The following is a 14,240-nucleotide window of genomic DNA, read 5'->3' as shown; positions in this document are numbered from 1 at the left end:
TGCCTTCGAAAAAACTCACGGCGCCCTCGTGAAAGGCAGCCACCATGCACCCAGCCCGTCGCCTCACCGGACCCGTCGCAATGGCCACTGCGGCCGCGTTCTTCCTGGCAGGCTGCACCTCCGGCGGGCCGGCAGAACCCGGCGGCGGGGGCACCTCACCGGCCGCCTCAGTTCCCCCTTCAACGGGGGCACCGGAGTCGGCAGCTCCGTCCGCGACGCCGGGCCAGCCCGCCCCCCAGACACCGTCCCCGTCTGCGTCCAGTACCGATCCTGCTGCGAGCGGGCTGGTGACCTTCACCTTCCCCGACGGCAGGCTCTCCTTCACGCGCCCGGCGGACTGGAAGACCGAAGTCTTCGAGGCCTCGGCGTCACCCTATGTGGGAACGGCCACCATCTACGACGCCAGTGACAAGCAACTGGTCAGTATCTATTACGGGCAAATCGCCGATGGCGTCTCCGGACCTGTGACCAGGACGGTTTTTGAATCCGTGCCGGTGCCTGGGTTGCAGGGCAGGTCCACCCCGGAGGCGCATGCATCGTTCTACGTGGACTGGGACGACGAGGATGCCACCTACCACCTGCAGCTGACGGCTGGCGCACCGGCAACGGGCCCCCGGGACGCGGTCAAGGGAATCATTCTCCTGGGCGACCGCGTGCTGACGGCCGAAGTGCTCTTCGATGACCAGCAATTCCCCGACGACAAGTCCGCCCGGGCATGGTTCGCCGGCAGCCAGGGGCAGGCGCTGAAGGCCATCCTGGCGAGCTTCACCTTCCGCTGACCGGACCGGGGAAGGCCCTCCCGTAATTCCGGGAAGGACTTCCCAGGTATGGCGTCCGGACAGCTACTTGGACTGCACCCTGCCCAGGAACTGCGCGGTGCGGTCTTCGAGGCCCCGGATCTGGCGGACCACGACGGCGGCCGGGTCCGGATTGATCTCGTTGGCCGGGGGTTCCTTGCGGACATTGCCGGAGCACAGGAAATCTGCGCAGATCAGGGTGCCCACGGTATTGCCGTTGCGGCCGGACTGGCCGGCGCGGCGGGCCACCCAGAGCAGCACGTCCTCCTTGGAGAACACGTCGCGGCACAGCTCGCACAGGACGGAGCGGTTCTTCCGGCCGCCGCCTTCGGGCGCCCGGAGCAGGACTCCGGTGAGGCCCTTGGGGCCGGGAACCACAAGATAACCGCGAAGCGGCATCTTGGGGTCCCGCCAACCGAGGAAGTCCAGGCTGTCCCAGCCCAGGTTGTCGAAGTGCTGGGGCAGGTTGAGTTTGGCGGCCTCGGAACGGCTGGCGTTGACGAAGGATGAGCGGATTTGCTGGGGCGTGACTGATTGCATGGCTGAACTTTCGTGAGAAGGGGCCCGGCAGCGGGCAGCAGCCCGGGATGCGGGCTCGATGAAAAGGGAGTCAGCAGTTGTCCGCGAGGCAGGCCAAAACGGCCACCCCGCATTCCGCGGCAGCGGCGGGGGGGAAAGCCTCCGGCGTGCGCATTGCTCCTCGATGTCCCGATCTCTTGAGAGTTTGTCCAGGCCGTTCCGTAGCGGACCCGGTCCCTGCCATCCTGCCAAACCCCGGAAATCCTGTCCAAGGCCACGGTGGCTGTGTCCTTCGTCACCTTGGGGAATAAGATACGAAAAGCTTTCGTAATAGCTGTAAGCATAGGCTAGCCTTACTTAAGTTCGCATCGCTCACTTAAGGAATTTCATGGCTTCCTCCCTGTTCACGGGCCCCAGCACCACCCGCCGCACGCTGCTTAGGTCAGCGGGGGCGTCGGCCATTCTGGCCGCCGCGGTGACGCTCTCCGCCTGCTCCACCGGCCCGGCAACGTCCACTTCCGACGCCAGCGCATCCACGTCCAGCAGCGCACAGTTCCCGGTCACCATTGACCACGTGTTCGGCAAGACCGTCATCGAGAAGCAGCCCACCCGGGTTGCCACGGTCTCCTGGGTCAATGACGACGTCGCCATTGCCCTGGGCGTTGTCCCCGTGGGTGTTCCCAAGAACGAATGGGGCGGCAACGACAAGGGCTCCACCCCGTGGAAGGACGCCGCCCTGGAAGAGCTCGGCGCCGGCTTCGGCACGGATAAGGCTCCGGTCCAGTACTCGGAGGCCGACGGCATCAACTTCACCGAGATCGCCAAGCTCACCCCGGACGTCATCCTGGCCGCCTACTCCGGCCTGACCGAAGAGGATTACAAGAAGCTCAGCGAAATCGCCCCGGTGGTGGCGCACCCCGAGCTGGCCTACGGAACGTCCTGGCAGGATGCCACCACCATCGTGGGCAAGGCGCTGGGCAAGGACGCCGAAGCCGCCAAGCTGGTCTCGGACACCGAAGCCACCGTCAAGGAAGAGGCGGCGAAGTACCCGCAGATCAAGGACAAGACCTTCATCTACGGCTACGCCCTGCCGTCCGACCGCACCCAGACCGGCATCTACACGGCCAACGACAACCGGCCCAAGTTCCTGTCCTCCATCGGCATGAAGCTCGCCCCCGTTGCGGAGCAGGCATCGGCCGGATCGAAGGAATTCTTCGTGCCGTGGTCCGCAGAGAAGGTCAACGAGCTTGATTCGGACATCTTCCTCAGCTCGGTGGAAGACGCCAGTGAAGCCGACGCGATCAAGAAGGACCCCCTGCTGGGACAGATCCCTGCCGTCAAGAACGGCGCGTTCGTGGCAGACGCCAACAAGAGCCTGGTCCTCGCGATTTCCGCTTCCTCACCGCTGAGCCTTCCCTGGGCGCTGGACACGTTCCTGCCCGAGCTGGCCACCGCAGCGGATGCCGTGAAGTAGCACCGGTTCCGTGACGCAGAGTTCGACGACGACGGCCCGCCAGGCCGCAAGCCCCGGCACTTCGGTGCCGGGCGCGGCAGCCCGTGCGCCGGGGAGCGCCCACGCGTTCCCTGGTAAGCGCGCCGCCTGGCTGCTGGCCGCCGTCGTCGTACTCGCCGTTCTGGCAGGTGCATCCCTCGCAGTCGGAGCGAGGGGCCTGCCGCTGGGCACCGTCTGGGACGCGCTCACGCAGTTCGATCCCGCCAACGGTGACCACGCAGTGGTCCACGCCCGCATTCCCCGCACCATCCTCGGCCTGCTGGCCGGCGGTGCCTTGGGCCTGGCCGGCGCCGCCATGCAGGGCGTGGCCCGCAACCCCCTTGCCGACCCCGGAATCATGGGCGTCAACGCGGGCGCCGCACTGGCCGTGGTGACGGGCATCTATGTCTTTGGCGTCGGCTCGCTGTCCGGCTACATCTGGTTCGCGTTCATCGGCGCCGCCGTGGCCGCCGTGGTGGTCTATTTCATCGCGTCCCTCGGCCGGGATGGAGCCACCCCGGTCAAGCTTGCGCTGGCGGGTGCCGCACTCAACGCCGGCCTGTACTCGCTCATGAGCGTCATCCTGGTCTCCAGCCAGGACACCTTGGACAAGTTCCGGTTCTGGCAGGTGGGCGGCATTGCCGGCCGCGACTGGTCCGTGGTGCTGGCGGGGCTGCCCTTCCTGGCCGCAGGGGCTGTCATTGTGCTGTTGACGGGCCGGATCCTCAACAGCCTGGCGCTGGGTGATGACATTGCCCGCGGCCTGGGACAACGAGTGGGCCTTGCCCGGGGCATCACTGCCCTGGGCATCGTGCTGCTGTGCGGATCCGCAACGGCGATGGCTGGCCCCATCGCCTTCGTTGGCCTGGTCATCCCGCACGCTGTCCGTTTCCTGACCGGCCCGGATTACCGCTGGATCCTGCCGTTCTCCCTGGTCCTGGCGCCCGTGCTGCTGCTCGGCGCGGACATTGTGGGACGCGTGGTGCTGCTTCCCGGCGAAGTGCCGGCCGGCATCATGACCGCTCTGATCGGCGCTCCGGTGTTTGTGTGGCTGGTCCGCCGCGGGAAGGGAGCCGGACTGTGACACCGAAAACAGCTACCCCCACAACCGCGGTTGCCTCATCAGATAAAGCTGCCAAAACCGCCCCTGAAGGACCCCACGTGATGGGGCAACGCCGGGGACGGATCCTCCTGAACCGGACCGCGTTCCTGGCCGCCGGCGTCGTGATCCTTTTCTTCGTTTCAGTGCTGCTGGGCAGTTACACGGTGACCATCCCTGATTTCTTCACCATCGTCTTCAACCACCTGACCGGCGGCCCCAGGATCCCCGGTGCCAGCTTCATCGTCATGGAGAACAAGCTCCCGCGTGCGGTCATCGGAACCATGATCGGGCTGGCCTTCGGATTGGCCGGCGCACTCTTCCAGACGATGCTCCGCAACCCGCTGGCCAGCCCGGACATTATCGGCATCAGCTACGGCGCCAGCGCAGCCGCCGTGGTGGCCATCGTGATTTTCGGTGCGTCAGGTGCAGTGGTGTCCGGCGCCGCGCTGGTGGGGGCCCTGGCCGTGGCGGGCCTGATCTACGCGATTTCCAGCGGCGGGATCCGCGGTGGCGGCCGGGGCAATGCCGCCGGCAACCGGCTGGTCCTGGCCGGCGTCGGAATCGCTGCCGCCCTGCACGCCGTGGTCAACTTCCTGATGACACGCGCTGACATCCGCACCGCTGCCGACGCCCTCGTGTGGCTCAACGGTTCCCTGAACTCAGCCAACTGGGACCGCGCCGGGATCCTGTTCCTGGCACTCGCCGTGCTCCTTCCCGCCGTGGGCGTCATCGCCGGGCCGCTGCGCATCCTCGAGCTGGGCGACGACACCGCGGCAGGCTTGGGCATCCGGGTCAACGCCGCCCGCCTCGCCCTGGTCATCATCGCCGTCACCCTCGCGGCGGTGGCGACGGCGGCAGCCGGGCCGGTCTCGTTCGTCGCCTTCCTCGCCGGTCCCATCGCCCGGCGCTTCACCGGGAAAGCCAGCCTGCCGGCGTCGGCCCTGGTGGGTGCCGTCATCGTCCTGGCCGCGGACTTCCTCGCCGCCAACCTTGCCCCGCTGGTGCTGGACGGAACCGTCCTGCCGGTGGGCGTCATCACCGGCGCGCTTGGTGCCCCGTTCCTGCTGTGGCTCCTGGTCACGAACAACCGAAAGGATGCCTGACGTGGCAGTTCTGAACGCCAAGGACCTGACGCTGAAGTACGACCAGCGCTGCGTGGTGGACGGCCTCAGTGTCGAAATCCCCGAAGGCAGGGTGACCATGATCGTGGGCGCCAACGCCTGCGGAAAGTCCACCCTGCTCCGCGGACTGTCCCGGCTCCTTAAACCTGCCGGCGGCGCTGTCACGCTGGACGGCAAGGACATCCACACCCGCCCCGCCCGCGAACTGGCCCGCACCCTTGGCCTGCTGCCGCAGCATCCCACCGCACCGGACGGCATCACCGTCCGTGACTTGGTGGGCCGCGGCCGGTACCCGCACCAGGGCTTCTTCCGCAGTTGGAGCGCCGGGGATGACGCCGCGGTGCAGCGTGCGCTGGAAGCCACCGAAACGCTGGCCCTCGCTGAGCGGAACGTGGACGAACTCTCCGGCGGGCAGCGCCAGCGGGTGTGGATCGCGATGGCCTTGGCGCAGGAAACCGACGTCCTGCTGCTGGACGAACCCACCACCTACCTGGACCTTGCCCACCAGGTGGAGGTCCTGGACCTCGTCACGGACCTGAACCGCAGGCGCGGCACCACCGTGGCGATCGTCTTGCACGACCTCAACCTCGCGGCACGCTACGCAGACAACGTCATCGCCATGAAGGCCGGCGCCGTGGTGGCCGAGGGTACCCCGCGCGAGGTTGTCACCGAGGACCTGGTCCGCAGTGTCTTCAACCTGGAATCCCGCGTCATCCCGGATCCCGTCTCCGGAACGCCCCTCATCATTCCCATCGGCCGCCATCACGTCCCCACCGAACTGGAGCTTGTTTCATGAAGACCCGCGACGCCGCATCCACCAGGCCCATGAACACCAGGACCATGAACACTGAACCCATGACGCTGGCCTTCGAGGTCACGGTCTCATCGGTGCAGGAGCTCAGCCCCAACTTCCGCCGGATCACGTTCGGCGGCTACTGCCTCCGCGATTTCGGCGTCCACGGGGACACCCTGGACCTCCGGATCAAGCTGATGATCCCGTCCGTCGCTGCCGACGGAACGCAGATCCCCCTGCCGGTCTTCGAGATGAGCGAATCGGGCTGGTACCGCGAATGGCTGGCCATGGACCCGGCCGTGAAGGGCTCGATGCGCACCTACACCGTGCGGGACGCCCGGCTGGACGAGGTGTACCCGGAGATCGACGTGGACTTCGTCATGCACTTTGACAGCCACGGAAACGGCGGGCCCGCCGCCAACTGGGCCTTGAACGCCAAGCCTGGCGACGCCATCACCATCATCGGCCCCAACAACCGTGCCGCGCACTGCGTCACCGCCGAAATCTACTCCGGCATCGAATGGCGGCCAGGCTTGGCACAGCGCGTCCTGCTCGCCGGTGACGAGACCGCCATCCCGGCCATCTCCGCCATCCTCGAAAGCCTCCCGTCCTACATGACCGGCCACGCGTTCCTCGAGGTCCCGGAAGCCGGCGACTTCCAGCAGCTCAGCTCTCCGGCGGACATCGAGATCACTTGGCTGGCCCGCGGTGCCGCAATCGGGCGTTCCCGCCCGCACGGCCAGCTGCTGCAGGACGCCGTACGCAAAGCCGTCCCCGTGCCGGGCTGGGTGGGCATCAAAGCCTCCGACGCCGGCGCAGGCCCGGAGCCCGAAGACGTCAACGTGGACGAGGACATCCTCTGGGAGACACCGTCCCGCATGGAAACCGCCGCCATCAGCGCCACCAAGAACCCGGACATGCCCGCCGGTGCCATGCCGTTCTACGCCTGGATCGCCGGTGAAGCAGCCGTCATCAAGGACATGCGCCGCTACTTGGTCCGGGACGTGGGCATCGACCGGAAGCAGGTTGCGTTCATGGGTTACTGGCGGCAGGGCAAAGCCGAGGGCTAACTCCGCCCTCGACGCGCGCTCACTTGTGGTTGCTCTCAACCCAAACGCCCGCTCACTTGTGGTTGCTCTCAACCCAAACGCCCGCTCACTTGTGGTTGCTCTCAACCCAAACGCCCGCTCACTAACTGTTCATCCCGGCGTCGTACTTCCTTTTCCTTGTCCGGTTAGCGTGGCGCTGTGCCCTCTGAATCTTTGCTTCCCAGCTCCGGGCGGCGGGTGTTTGTTGCCCTGGGCGATTCGTTCACCGAGGGCGTGGGGGACAGGGACGAGCGGTTGCCCAACGGTGTCCGCGGCTGGGCGGACCGGGTGGCCGAGAAGCTCGCCAAGGCGCATCCGGGCTGGAAGTACGCCAACCTCGCCATCAGGAGCAAACGGCTCCGGCACATCATCGATGAACAGCTGGAACCGGTTCTGCGGATGCGGCCGGCGCTGGTCACGCTGTACGCGGGCGGCAACGACATCCTGGACCTGAAAACGGACATGTCCACGCTCATGGCGGACTACGAGGAACTGGTGGCCCGGCTCGCCGCCACCGGAGCCACGCTGGTCCTCTTCACCGGCTTCGACGTCAAGGTTTCCGCCCTGCTCGAGCCGCTGAAGAAGCGGAACACCTTCTATAACCAGCAGGTGCGGGCCATTGCGAATAAATACGGTGCGGTGCTGGTGGACTACTGGTGCCTGGACGCCTTCCACGACAGGCGCATGTGGGACTCGGACCGGCTGCACATGTCCAAGGCCGGCCACAAGTACCTCGCCGGGCAGGTCCTGGACCAGCTGGGTGTGCCGCACAAGATCAGGCCCAAGGACTGGGAGCCGCCCACCCCGCTGACGCTGCGGGAATGGGAACGGCGGCAACGGCGGTGGGTCCACGACTGGGTCCTGCCCCTGTTCGGGCGCAAGCTGCGCGGCGTCACCCTGGGGGATGAGCTCACGGCCCGGTGGCCCGAACCCGTCAAGGTGCCGCGCAAAGGCGGGCTGAAGAAGCTCGTTGCAGAGGCGTCCGACGGCGGCGCCGCGCCTTAGCGGTCTGGGGCCGCCTCAGCCGGGGGTGCCGGCGGGTTGTCCAGCAGGATCTCGTAGCCGGGGGCCACGCGTCCGGCATGGAACTCCACCACTTCGAAGTCAGCGACACCGTTCGAATAGAAGGGGTCCTGCTGCAGGCTCGCGTCCAGGACTGACCGGTCGGCCTGGGAGAGCAACAGCCCGCCGGTCCGGGGGACTTTGCGGCCGGCGGCGATGAAGACGCCGTCGTCGAAGGCCTTTTGCAGCCAGGCGATGTGGGCGTCGTTGTGGAAGTCCACAATGTCCTGCGGAACCCGGTAGGTCAGGGAGACAACATACATGCGCCCAGATTACCGGCTTGCCGGCCCCCGAGGCTGTGGACCGCCTGCGGACCGGCTTGATCGGCCTGTCCGTCGGTTGAAGGATCAATCGTAGAATGGGTGCATGACCGAACCGCGCTGGCTGAGTGCCGACGAACGCCGTGCCTGGCTGGCCCTGGTAACCATCAACACCCTGCTACCCGCCGCGCTGGACACCAAGCTTCATGCCGCAGGCAAGCTTTCCCTGTTCGACTACACCGTGCTGGCCATGCTGTCCGAATCGGAGCAGCGGTTCCTGCCCATGAGTGAACTCGCCGCGCGCACCAGCGCCTCCCTGTCCAGGCTTTCGCATGTTGTGACAAAGCTGCAGAAGCGCGGCTGGGTGGAACGCCGCCCCCACCCGCGCGACGCCCGGGTCACCATCGCCCACCTCACTGAGGAAGGAATGTCCACCATCGTGGGCCTCGCACCCGGCCACGTGGAGGACGTCCGTAACCTCTTCCTCGATGCCCTGACGGAAGAAGACGTGGAGGACCTGGCCCGGATCGGTGAAAAAGTGGTGGGCCGCCTGGATTCAGACCACTGGATCCTGCGCGAAACCCAGCCCTGACCCCGGGACGCCGCCCGGGATTGGTTGCTTCCGGCAACGGGTGGCAAACTAACCGGATGGACTTCACATCCCGGTTTGTTGCCCTCGGCGATTCCTTCACGGAGGGCGTGGGCGACGATGACCCGGCCCGCCCCAATGGCGTCCGCGGCTGGGCTGACCGCGTGGCCGAGCAGCTCGGCGCGGGGGACCCAGGCTTCGGGTACGCCAACCTCGCCATCCGCGGCAGGAAACTCCGGCAAATCCTCGAAGAACAGGTGGACGCCGCCGTCGAGCTTAAGCCCACCCTGGTGAGCATTTACGCCGGCGCCAACGACATCCTGCGGCCCCGGATCGACATCGACGACCTCATGGCCGAATACGACGACGGCGTCCGCAGGCTGAGTGCCACGGGCGCCACCGTGGTGATGTTCACCGGTTTCGACGCCCGCGGTTCCAAGGTTTTCGGCACGATGCGCGGCCGCACTGCCATCTACAACGAGCTGGTGCGCGGGATCGCGGGGGACCACGGCGCCCTGCTGGTGGACTACTGGCGCTTCAGTGAGTACTACGACTGGGGCATGTGGGCGCGGGACCGGATGCATATGTCCGCCGCGGGGCACGCCAACATGGCCAAACGGGTGCTTGAAGTCCTCAAGTACGAGCACTCCATTGATGTTCCGCCGATGACTCCGGTTCCGCAGCTCAGCGGGACGGATGCCCTGTGCGCCAACGCCCAGTGGTTCCGCGAATATGCCGCGCCCTGGGTGGCCCGGCGGGTTACCGGGAAGTCCTCGGGCGACAATCTGGCCCCCAAGTACCCGCGGTTCACCAGGCTCCAGCAGCAGGCCTGACCGTCTCAGGCGTGGAACGCCGGGGTGGCCAGCAGTGAGCCGTCGGCGTGGACGGCCAGGACCGCAACATCCCACTGGTCCGTGGCGAGATTGAGCATCTGCATCCCGCCGGAGATGATTGCCGTGGCCAGGATGTCCGCCGTCACCACGTCCGCGGCTGCAACAGTGACCTGGACGAAGTCGGAGCCGCCGTCCACCCGCCAGATGTGTTCGCCGCGTTCGGCCGAGCCGGACGTGGCCAGGGCCGCGTGCCCCTCCACCCCGCCCAGCGAATAGCCGCCGATCAGGGCGTGCCGGTCGGCCGGATCGACGATGCCCGCTTTCCACGCTGCGCCGGAGCGCGGAATGGGCGAGCCGCTGACCAGGATGTCGCCGCCGGCATTGAGGCACCAGTCGCCGCGGCCCAGGGCAAGCAAGGACCGCCCCGCCTCGCGGATCGCGTGCCCCTTGATGAGCCCCGAGAGGTCCAAAATCCCGTCCGGCCGCTCGGGCGAGAAGGAGCCTCCGGTCAGGAGCCGCCATTCGTGCGCCTCCGCATACCGGGCGCGCATCTCCGGTGAGGCGCTGCGGAGCGTCAGTTCGCCGCGGGCCAGGCGGCTGGCTTCCGACGCCGGGCGGTACAGGCTGAACGTCTCGTCCAGTTCCCGGAACAGGCGTTCGACGACGTCGGTTGCTGCTGCGAGTTCGTCCTGATTTTCCTGCCCTGCCGCGGGGGAGTCCGCGAGGGTGAGGCTGATGACGGTTCCCATGCACTCAAAGGTCCGCGACGAGAGGTTGCTACCGGTGTCCGATGACCGGAGGGGATCAGAGGTTCGCGGCATCGATTGCTGCCTGGAGTGAGGTGAGGTAGGCATTGCTGGTGACGGTGGCACCGCTAATGGTCTGGACGTCCGCCGACTGTGCGGCCAACACCTCGGTCCGCAGGAGGGGCGCCGCACGGTTGCTGATCTGGATCGATTTACGGTCGTCATCGGTCAGATGCAGGGCCGTCACGTCCGTGATCTTCCCTGCGGCCACCGTGATCTGGACCTGCACTGCACCGAATCTCGTCTGGACTGCGGCGCCCTGGTAGGTGCCGGCCGTTGCCGTCGTTCCGCTGCTTGAAGAGCCTGAGCTGCTCGAACTTCCCGAAGAGCTGGAACCGCTGGAACCGCTGGAGGAGGAGCTGGACCCGCTCGAGGAGCCAGAGGATCCGGTGGTCCCGGAGCTGCCCGACGAACCCGACCCCGACGAACCCGCCCCGGACGTGCCCGTCCCTGTCGAACCCGTGGATCCTGCCGTCGTCGTACTTGAACCTGACGCGAGGGTGCTGGCGCCCCCGGCCTGGGTGCCGGCCTGCCAGCCTGCCAGGAGGATGCCGGCGGACGCGACCGCTGCGGCGAGTGTTCCGCGTGCTTTCACCAGTCGAACCTTTCGTGATGGATTTGTTCTTCGGGGACTCCGGCCTGCCGGACGTCAGCGATGACGCTGTCCGCCCAGCCTGTGGGGCCGCAGACATAGACGTCGGATTCTGCGACGTCGGGGACGAAAGCCGTGAGCCCGTAGCCGCCCCGGACTGCGTCCTGGGGCAACCAGCTGGAGCGGACGCGTGACCTCGGGCCCGGAAGGTGGAAGAGGCGCACACCCCGGGAGCGGCACAGGTCCAGGATTTCGCTGCTCAAGTAGAGTTCCTGCTCCGTATGGCCCCTCAGCAGGACGCTCGCCCCGCCGGGAGCGAACGGTGTTGTTTCGAGGAGGGCGCGCAGCGGCGTGATGCCGATGCCGGCGCCGATCATCACCACTTTGTTCCGGGTCCGGGCGCCGGTGCTGAGAAGCCCGTACGGACCTTCGACGGCAACCCTGGTCCCCTTCCTCAGCCGCACCAACTGTGCGGAGCCGGTGCCAAGGTTCCGCACGGTGATGCGCAGGGTGCCTTCGCCGCGCGGTCCGCTGATGGTGGGTTCGGCGGACAGGCTGAACGGGTGCGGATGCCACCACATTCCAGGCGCCAGGAACCGCCAGATGAAGAAACGTCCGCCCGTCTCCGCCAGCCGGTCCAACTGCCGGCAAGCCATGAAGATGTTGATTACTCCCGGTGCCTCCACCTCCACCCGGGACACCGTGAGCTGGTGCCGTGACGTTGCCATGATGGGTTGCAGCACCCGGAAGTACACCAGCGCCGCACCGGTGGCGATGCAGATGGCCAGCCAGTACCAGCGCTGCCAGGTACCTTCCGCAAACAGCCCGCCCACGCTGAACTGGTGCGGCAGGGACGTGCCCACCGCGGCGTACGTGAGGAGGTGGACCACGTACCAGAACTCGTACGGGAAACGGCGCCGGACTGCCACCAGGGAAGTCACCACCACGGCGATGAAGAGCGCCATGGATACGAACGCAAGCCACATGTCCGGGACCTGCTGCCAGAGGGAGATGGACTCGCTGACCGGGTCAAGGCCTTCCGCCATGCCGTATCCCACGGCCAGCAGGAAGCCGTGCGCCAACAGCAGGTACAGAGACGGTTTGCCGAGTTTGCGGTGGAACTCCAGCGCCCGGTCATGGCCAATGGTGCGGTCGATGTACGGAATCCGGGCTGCCAGCAGCAGCATCAGCAGGACCAGGTCCATACCGGCCAAACCGGCCACGATCCCGGCCGCGGTGAACGCGGCGGCGACGGAGCTGACTTCGGTTGCACCGCCGTCGGCAAGCCAGAGGGCCACGGCGGCGGCTACGGAACCCCAGGCAATAACCGTCAGGAGGTCCGCCCTCAGCAGCCGTTGCCGGCGCTGGCGGCTGAACCATCCGCTGCTGTCCTGGACGGGAAGCGGAGTGGCGGAACCGGATAGGTGCGAAGACCCCGGCCGGCCGGAGCTGTTGTGCGCCGGAGGTGCCGGCAGGGACTGCGTTCTCATGTACCTAAGATGCGCCGCCAAGCTTTCATTCAGCTGTGAAAACGGGTGTCCGCCACCTGTGACACCGTGGCCTTGCAGGGGGCGTTCGCGGGACGCCCTTATACACCTAAACGCCCCGGATTGGTCTTTAATTGCGCCACCTCGTAGACTTGGGAGGCGCTAAGTGCGCGGAGCGTGCGCAATTGCTCCGGTGGCCCGGTAATTTTCTCCAGGGTAGCCGGTAGTTAGGGGCTCAAGTTGCGTGACTAACCGTTCACCCTGATCACTTTGGGTCGCTCTTAGACGCATGATCCTGCAGCAGATATGCGGATCATTACATTCAATTCTTGAGGAGAAGTCATGGCAGCACACTGCCAAGTGACCGGAGCCGAGCCGGGCTTTGGGCACAGCATTTCGCACTCGCACCGCCGCAACAAGCGTCGGTTCGATCCGAACATTCAGAAGAAGCGCTACTGGGTTCCGTCCCTGCGCCGTAACGTCACGCTGCAGGTTTCTGCTCGTGGCATCAAGACCATCGACGTACGCGGCATCGACGCAGTCGTCGCCTCGATCCTGGCTCGTGGGGTGAAGCTCTAGTGGCTAAGGACAAGGACGTACGTCCGATCATCAAGCTCAAGTCGACCGCGGGCACGGGTTACACCTACGTAACCCGTAAGAACCGTCGTAACGATCCGGACCGCATGGTTCTGAAGAAGTACGACCCCAAGATCCGCCAGCACGTCGAATTCCGAGAGGAGCGCTAAACATGGCTAAGAAGTCCAAGATTGCTCGCAACGAGCAGCGCAAGGTCATCGTTGAGCGTTACGCTGCGAAGCGCCTCGAGCTGAAGAAGACCCTGGTTGACGAAAACTCAACCGACGAAGCACGCGAAGCAGCCCGCCTGGGCCTGCAGAAGCTGCCCCGCAACGCGTCCCCGATCCGTCTGCGTAACCGCGACATCATCGACGGCCGTCCCCGCGGTACCTTCCAGAAGTTCGGTATCTCCCGTGTTCGCTTCCGCGACATGGCTCACCGCGGTGAGCTCCCGGGCATCACCAAGTCTTCCTGGTAATCCAGCACCGCTGATTCCAGCTGCTTGAGAAGGGCCGGCAACCAATTGGTTGCCGGCCCTTCTGCGTTTAACCCACTCGGCGGGTGGTGATGGAGCATGTCTCCGCCCATGTGCGGCAGCACACACAGCGGAATTACGACGGCGGGAGGCGGCTTGGGTGCCTGTCAGTCCGTTTCGCCGCGGAATCCCGGGGATGTTCTGCGTTGGGAGGGCCGGTTTGCGGTGACGCTGCAGGGCGTGTATTGTTTTCTAAGTCGCCGCGGGGGAGACAGTGAAGAACTGATCACCGGGCGGCCAAAAACCCAAATCAAAGCCAAAATCTGGTTGCTCTTCAAGGCGCTGGAAATGGGTGGGGACGGTCTTCAATTCGATGCAGATCCTGAAAGATGGATTTGCTTCGTAGCGGGTGATCGGGTAAGTTTGGAAAGTTGCTCCGGAGCGATCTTGGACCTTGTTGGTTTGGGTGGTGCCGGGTGTGTCTGTTGTTTGAGAACTCAATAGTGTGCCAAGTTTGTTGATACCAATTTTTTTATGGATTGGTTGAATTGACTGGATTGTCCACCCCGTGGATGGTCTGGTTTTTACAGCTGGTTTCAAATTTTGTGCATCCATTTTGTCCCGTTATTTCCGGGGTTGGTGGGTGTG

General features: G+C 65.8%; 18 protein-coding genes. 12 read left to right on the top strand and 6 right to left on the bottom strand.

The genetic code is table 11. The features are described 5' to 3' along the window. Nucleotides 1–44 precede the first annotated feature (44 nt). Nucleotides 45–779, top strand: a complete 735-nt coding sequence (locus ACFV4R_RS09495; protein WP_377202301.1) for a hypothetical protein — start codon at nt 45–47, stop codon at nt 777–779. A 63-nt stretch (nt 780–842) separates the two neighbouring features. Here ACFV4R_RS09495 and ACFV4R_RS09490 read toward each other — a convergent pair whose 3' ends face one another. Continuing rightward, complete coding sequence (locus ACFV4R_RS09490) at nt 843–1,337, bottom strand: FBP domain-containing protein (RefSeq protein ID WP_377202300.1); 495 nt, start codon at nt 1,335–1,337, stop codon at nt 843–845. A 367-nt stretch (nt 1,338–1,704) separates the two neighbouring features. Between ACFV4R_RS09490 and ACFV4R_RS09485 the strand changes: the two genes are divergently transcribed. From ACFV4R_RS09485 to ACFV4R_RS09460, 6 genes are all read left to right on the top strand, one after another. Further along, nucleotides 1,705–2,790: an iron-siderophore ABC transporter substrate-binding protein gene (locus tag ACFV4R_RS09485; protein ID WP_377202299.1), complete on the top strand. Its 1,086-nt coding sequence runs from the start codon at nt 1,705–1,707 to the stop codon at nt 2,788–2,790. Between the two features lie 64 nt (nt 2,791–2,854). Next, on the top strand, nt 2,855–3,892 hold the full coding sequence (locus ACFV4R_RS09480; RefSeq protein ID WP_377202491.1) for a FecCD family ABC transporter permease: 1,038 nt from the start codon (nt 2,855–2,857) through the stop codon (nt 3,890–3,892). Nucleotides 3,893–3,972: 80 nt separating this feature from the next. After that, entirely contained in the window at nt 3,973–5,013 is a 1,041-nt protein-coding gene (locus ACFV4R_RS09475) for a FecCD family ABC transporter permease (RefSeq protein ID WP_377202490.1), read from the top strand. Between the two features lies 1 nt (nt 5,014). After that, the gene (locus ACFV4R_RS09470; RefSeq protein ID WP_377202298.1) at nt 5,015–5,827 is read left to right on the top strand and encodes an ABC transporter ATP-binding protein; all 813 of its coding nucleotides are present in this window, start codon (nt 5,015–5,017) and stop codon (nt 5,825–5,827) included. After that, nucleotides 5,824–6,894, top strand: a complete 1,071-nt coding sequence (locus tag ACFV4R_RS09465) for a siderophore-interacting protein (RefSeq protein ID WP_377202297.1) — start codon at nt 5,824–5,826, stop codon at nt 6,892–6,894. The genes ACFV4R_RS09470 and ACFV4R_RS09465 overlap by 4 nt, the downstream gene beginning before the upstream one ends. A 177-nt stretch (nt 6,895–7,071) precedes the next feature. Continuing rightward, a complete protein-coding gene (locus tag ACFV4R_RS09460) occupies nt 7,072–7,917 on the top strand; it encodes an SGNH/GDSL hydrolase family protein (protein ID WP_377202296.1) in 846 nt (281 codons plus the stop codon). Here ACFV4R_RS09460 and ACFV4R_RS09455 read toward each other — a convergent pair. After that, the gene (locus tag ACFV4R_RS09455) at nt 7,914–8,237 is read right to left on the bottom strand and encodes a YciI family protein (protein WP_377202295.1); all 324 of its coding nucleotides are present in this window, start codon (nt 8,235–8,237) and stop codon (nt 7,914–7,916) included. The genes ACFV4R_RS09460 and ACFV4R_RS09455 overlap by 4 nt on opposite strands. A 103-nt stretch (nt 8,238–8,340) precedes the next feature. On the opposite strand from ACFV4R_RS09455, the gene ACFV4R_RS09450 reads away from it, so the two are divergent. After that, the gene (locus ACFV4R_RS09450) at nt 8,341–8,826 is read left to right on the top strand and encodes a MarR family winged helix-turn-helix transcriptional regulator (protein ID WP_377202294.1); all 486 of its coding nucleotides are present in this window, start codon (nt 8,341–8,343) and stop codon (nt 8,824–8,826) included. A 56-nt stretch (nt 8,827–8,882) separates the two neighbouring features. Beyond that, the gene (locus tag ACFV4R_RS09445) at nt 8,883–9,656 is read left to right on the top strand and encodes an SGNH/GDSL hydrolase family protein (RefSeq protein ID WP_377202293.1); all 774 of its coding nucleotides are present in this window, start codon (nt 8,883–8,885) and stop codon (nt 9,654–9,656) included. A 5-nt stretch (nt 9,657–9,661) separates the two neighbouring features. Here ACFV4R_RS09445 and ACFV4R_RS09440 read toward each other — a convergent pair whose 3' ends face one another. Genes ACFV4R_RS09440 through ACFV4R_RS09430 form a run of 3 tightly spaced genes read right to left on the bottom strand, consistent with a single transcriptional unit; the run spans nt 9,662 to nt 12,544 of the window. Then, nucleotides 9,662–10,405 (bottom strand): FAD:protein FMN transferase, encoded by a 744-nt coding sequence (locus ACFV4R_RS09440; RefSeq protein ID WP_377202292.1) that lies wholly within the window; start codon nt 10,403–10,405, stop codon nt 9,662–9,664. A 55-nt stretch (nt 10,406–10,460) separates the two neighbouring features. Then, complete coding sequence (locus ACFV4R_RS09435; protein WP_377202291.1) at nt 10,461–11,057, bottom strand: FMN-binding protein; 597 nt, start codon at nt 11,055–11,057, stop codon at nt 10,461–10,463. Further along, complete coding sequence (locus tag ACFV4R_RS09430; protein ID WP_377202290.1) at nt 11,054–12,544, bottom strand: ferric reductase-like transmembrane domain-containing protein; 1,491 nt, start codon at nt 12,542–12,544, stop codon at nt 11,054–11,056. Before ACFV4R_RS09430 ends, ACFV4R_RS09435 begins: the two co-directional genes overlap by 4 nt. Nucleotides 12,545–12,883: 339 nt before the next feature. Between ACFV4R_RS09430 and rpmB the strand changes: the two genes are divergently transcribed. The 3 genes from rpmB to rpsN are packed head-to-tail and all read left to right on the top strand — an operon-like array spanning nt 12,884 to nt 13,595. Beyond that, nucleotides 12,884–13,120 (top strand): 50S ribosomal protein L28, encoded by a 237-nt coding sequence (gene rpmB / locus ACFV4R_RS09425; RefSeq protein WP_015938871.1) that lies wholly within the window; start codon nt 12,884–12,886, stop codon nt 13,118–13,120. Continuing rightward, complete coding sequence (rpmG, locus tag ACFV4R_RS09420; RefSeq protein WP_013602737.1) at nt 13,120–13,287, top strand: 50S ribosomal protein L33; 168 nt, start codon at nt 13,120–13,122, stop codon at nt 13,285–13,287. Before rpmB ends, rpmG begins: the two co-directional genes overlap by 1 nt. A gap of 2 nt (nt 13,288–13,289) precedes the next feature. Continuing rightward, nucleotides 13,290–13,595, top strand: a complete 306-nt coding sequence (gene rpsN, locus ACFV4R_RS09415; protein WP_377202289.1) for a 30S ribosomal protein S14 — start codon at nt 13,290–13,292, stop codon at nt 13,593–13,595. A 249-nt stretch (nt 13,596–13,844) separates the two neighbouring features. Here the strand turns inward: rpsN and ACFV4R_RS09410 are convergent, their stop codons facing one another. Next, nucleotides 13,845–14,207, bottom strand: a complete 363-nt coding sequence (locus ACFV4R_RS09410) for a hypothetical protein (protein ID WP_377202288.1) — start codon at nt 14,205–14,207, stop codon at nt 13,845–13,847. Nucleotides 14,208–14,240 lie beyond the last annotated feature (33 nt).

Source organism: Pseudarthrobacter sp. NPDC059871 (assembly GCF_042731175.1).
In the GTDB taxonomy this organism is placed as follows: Bacteria; Actinomycetota; Actinomycetes; order Actinomycetales; family Micrococcaceae; genus Arthrobacter.
This window is presented reverse-complemented; position numbering and strand designations above follow the sequence as displayed.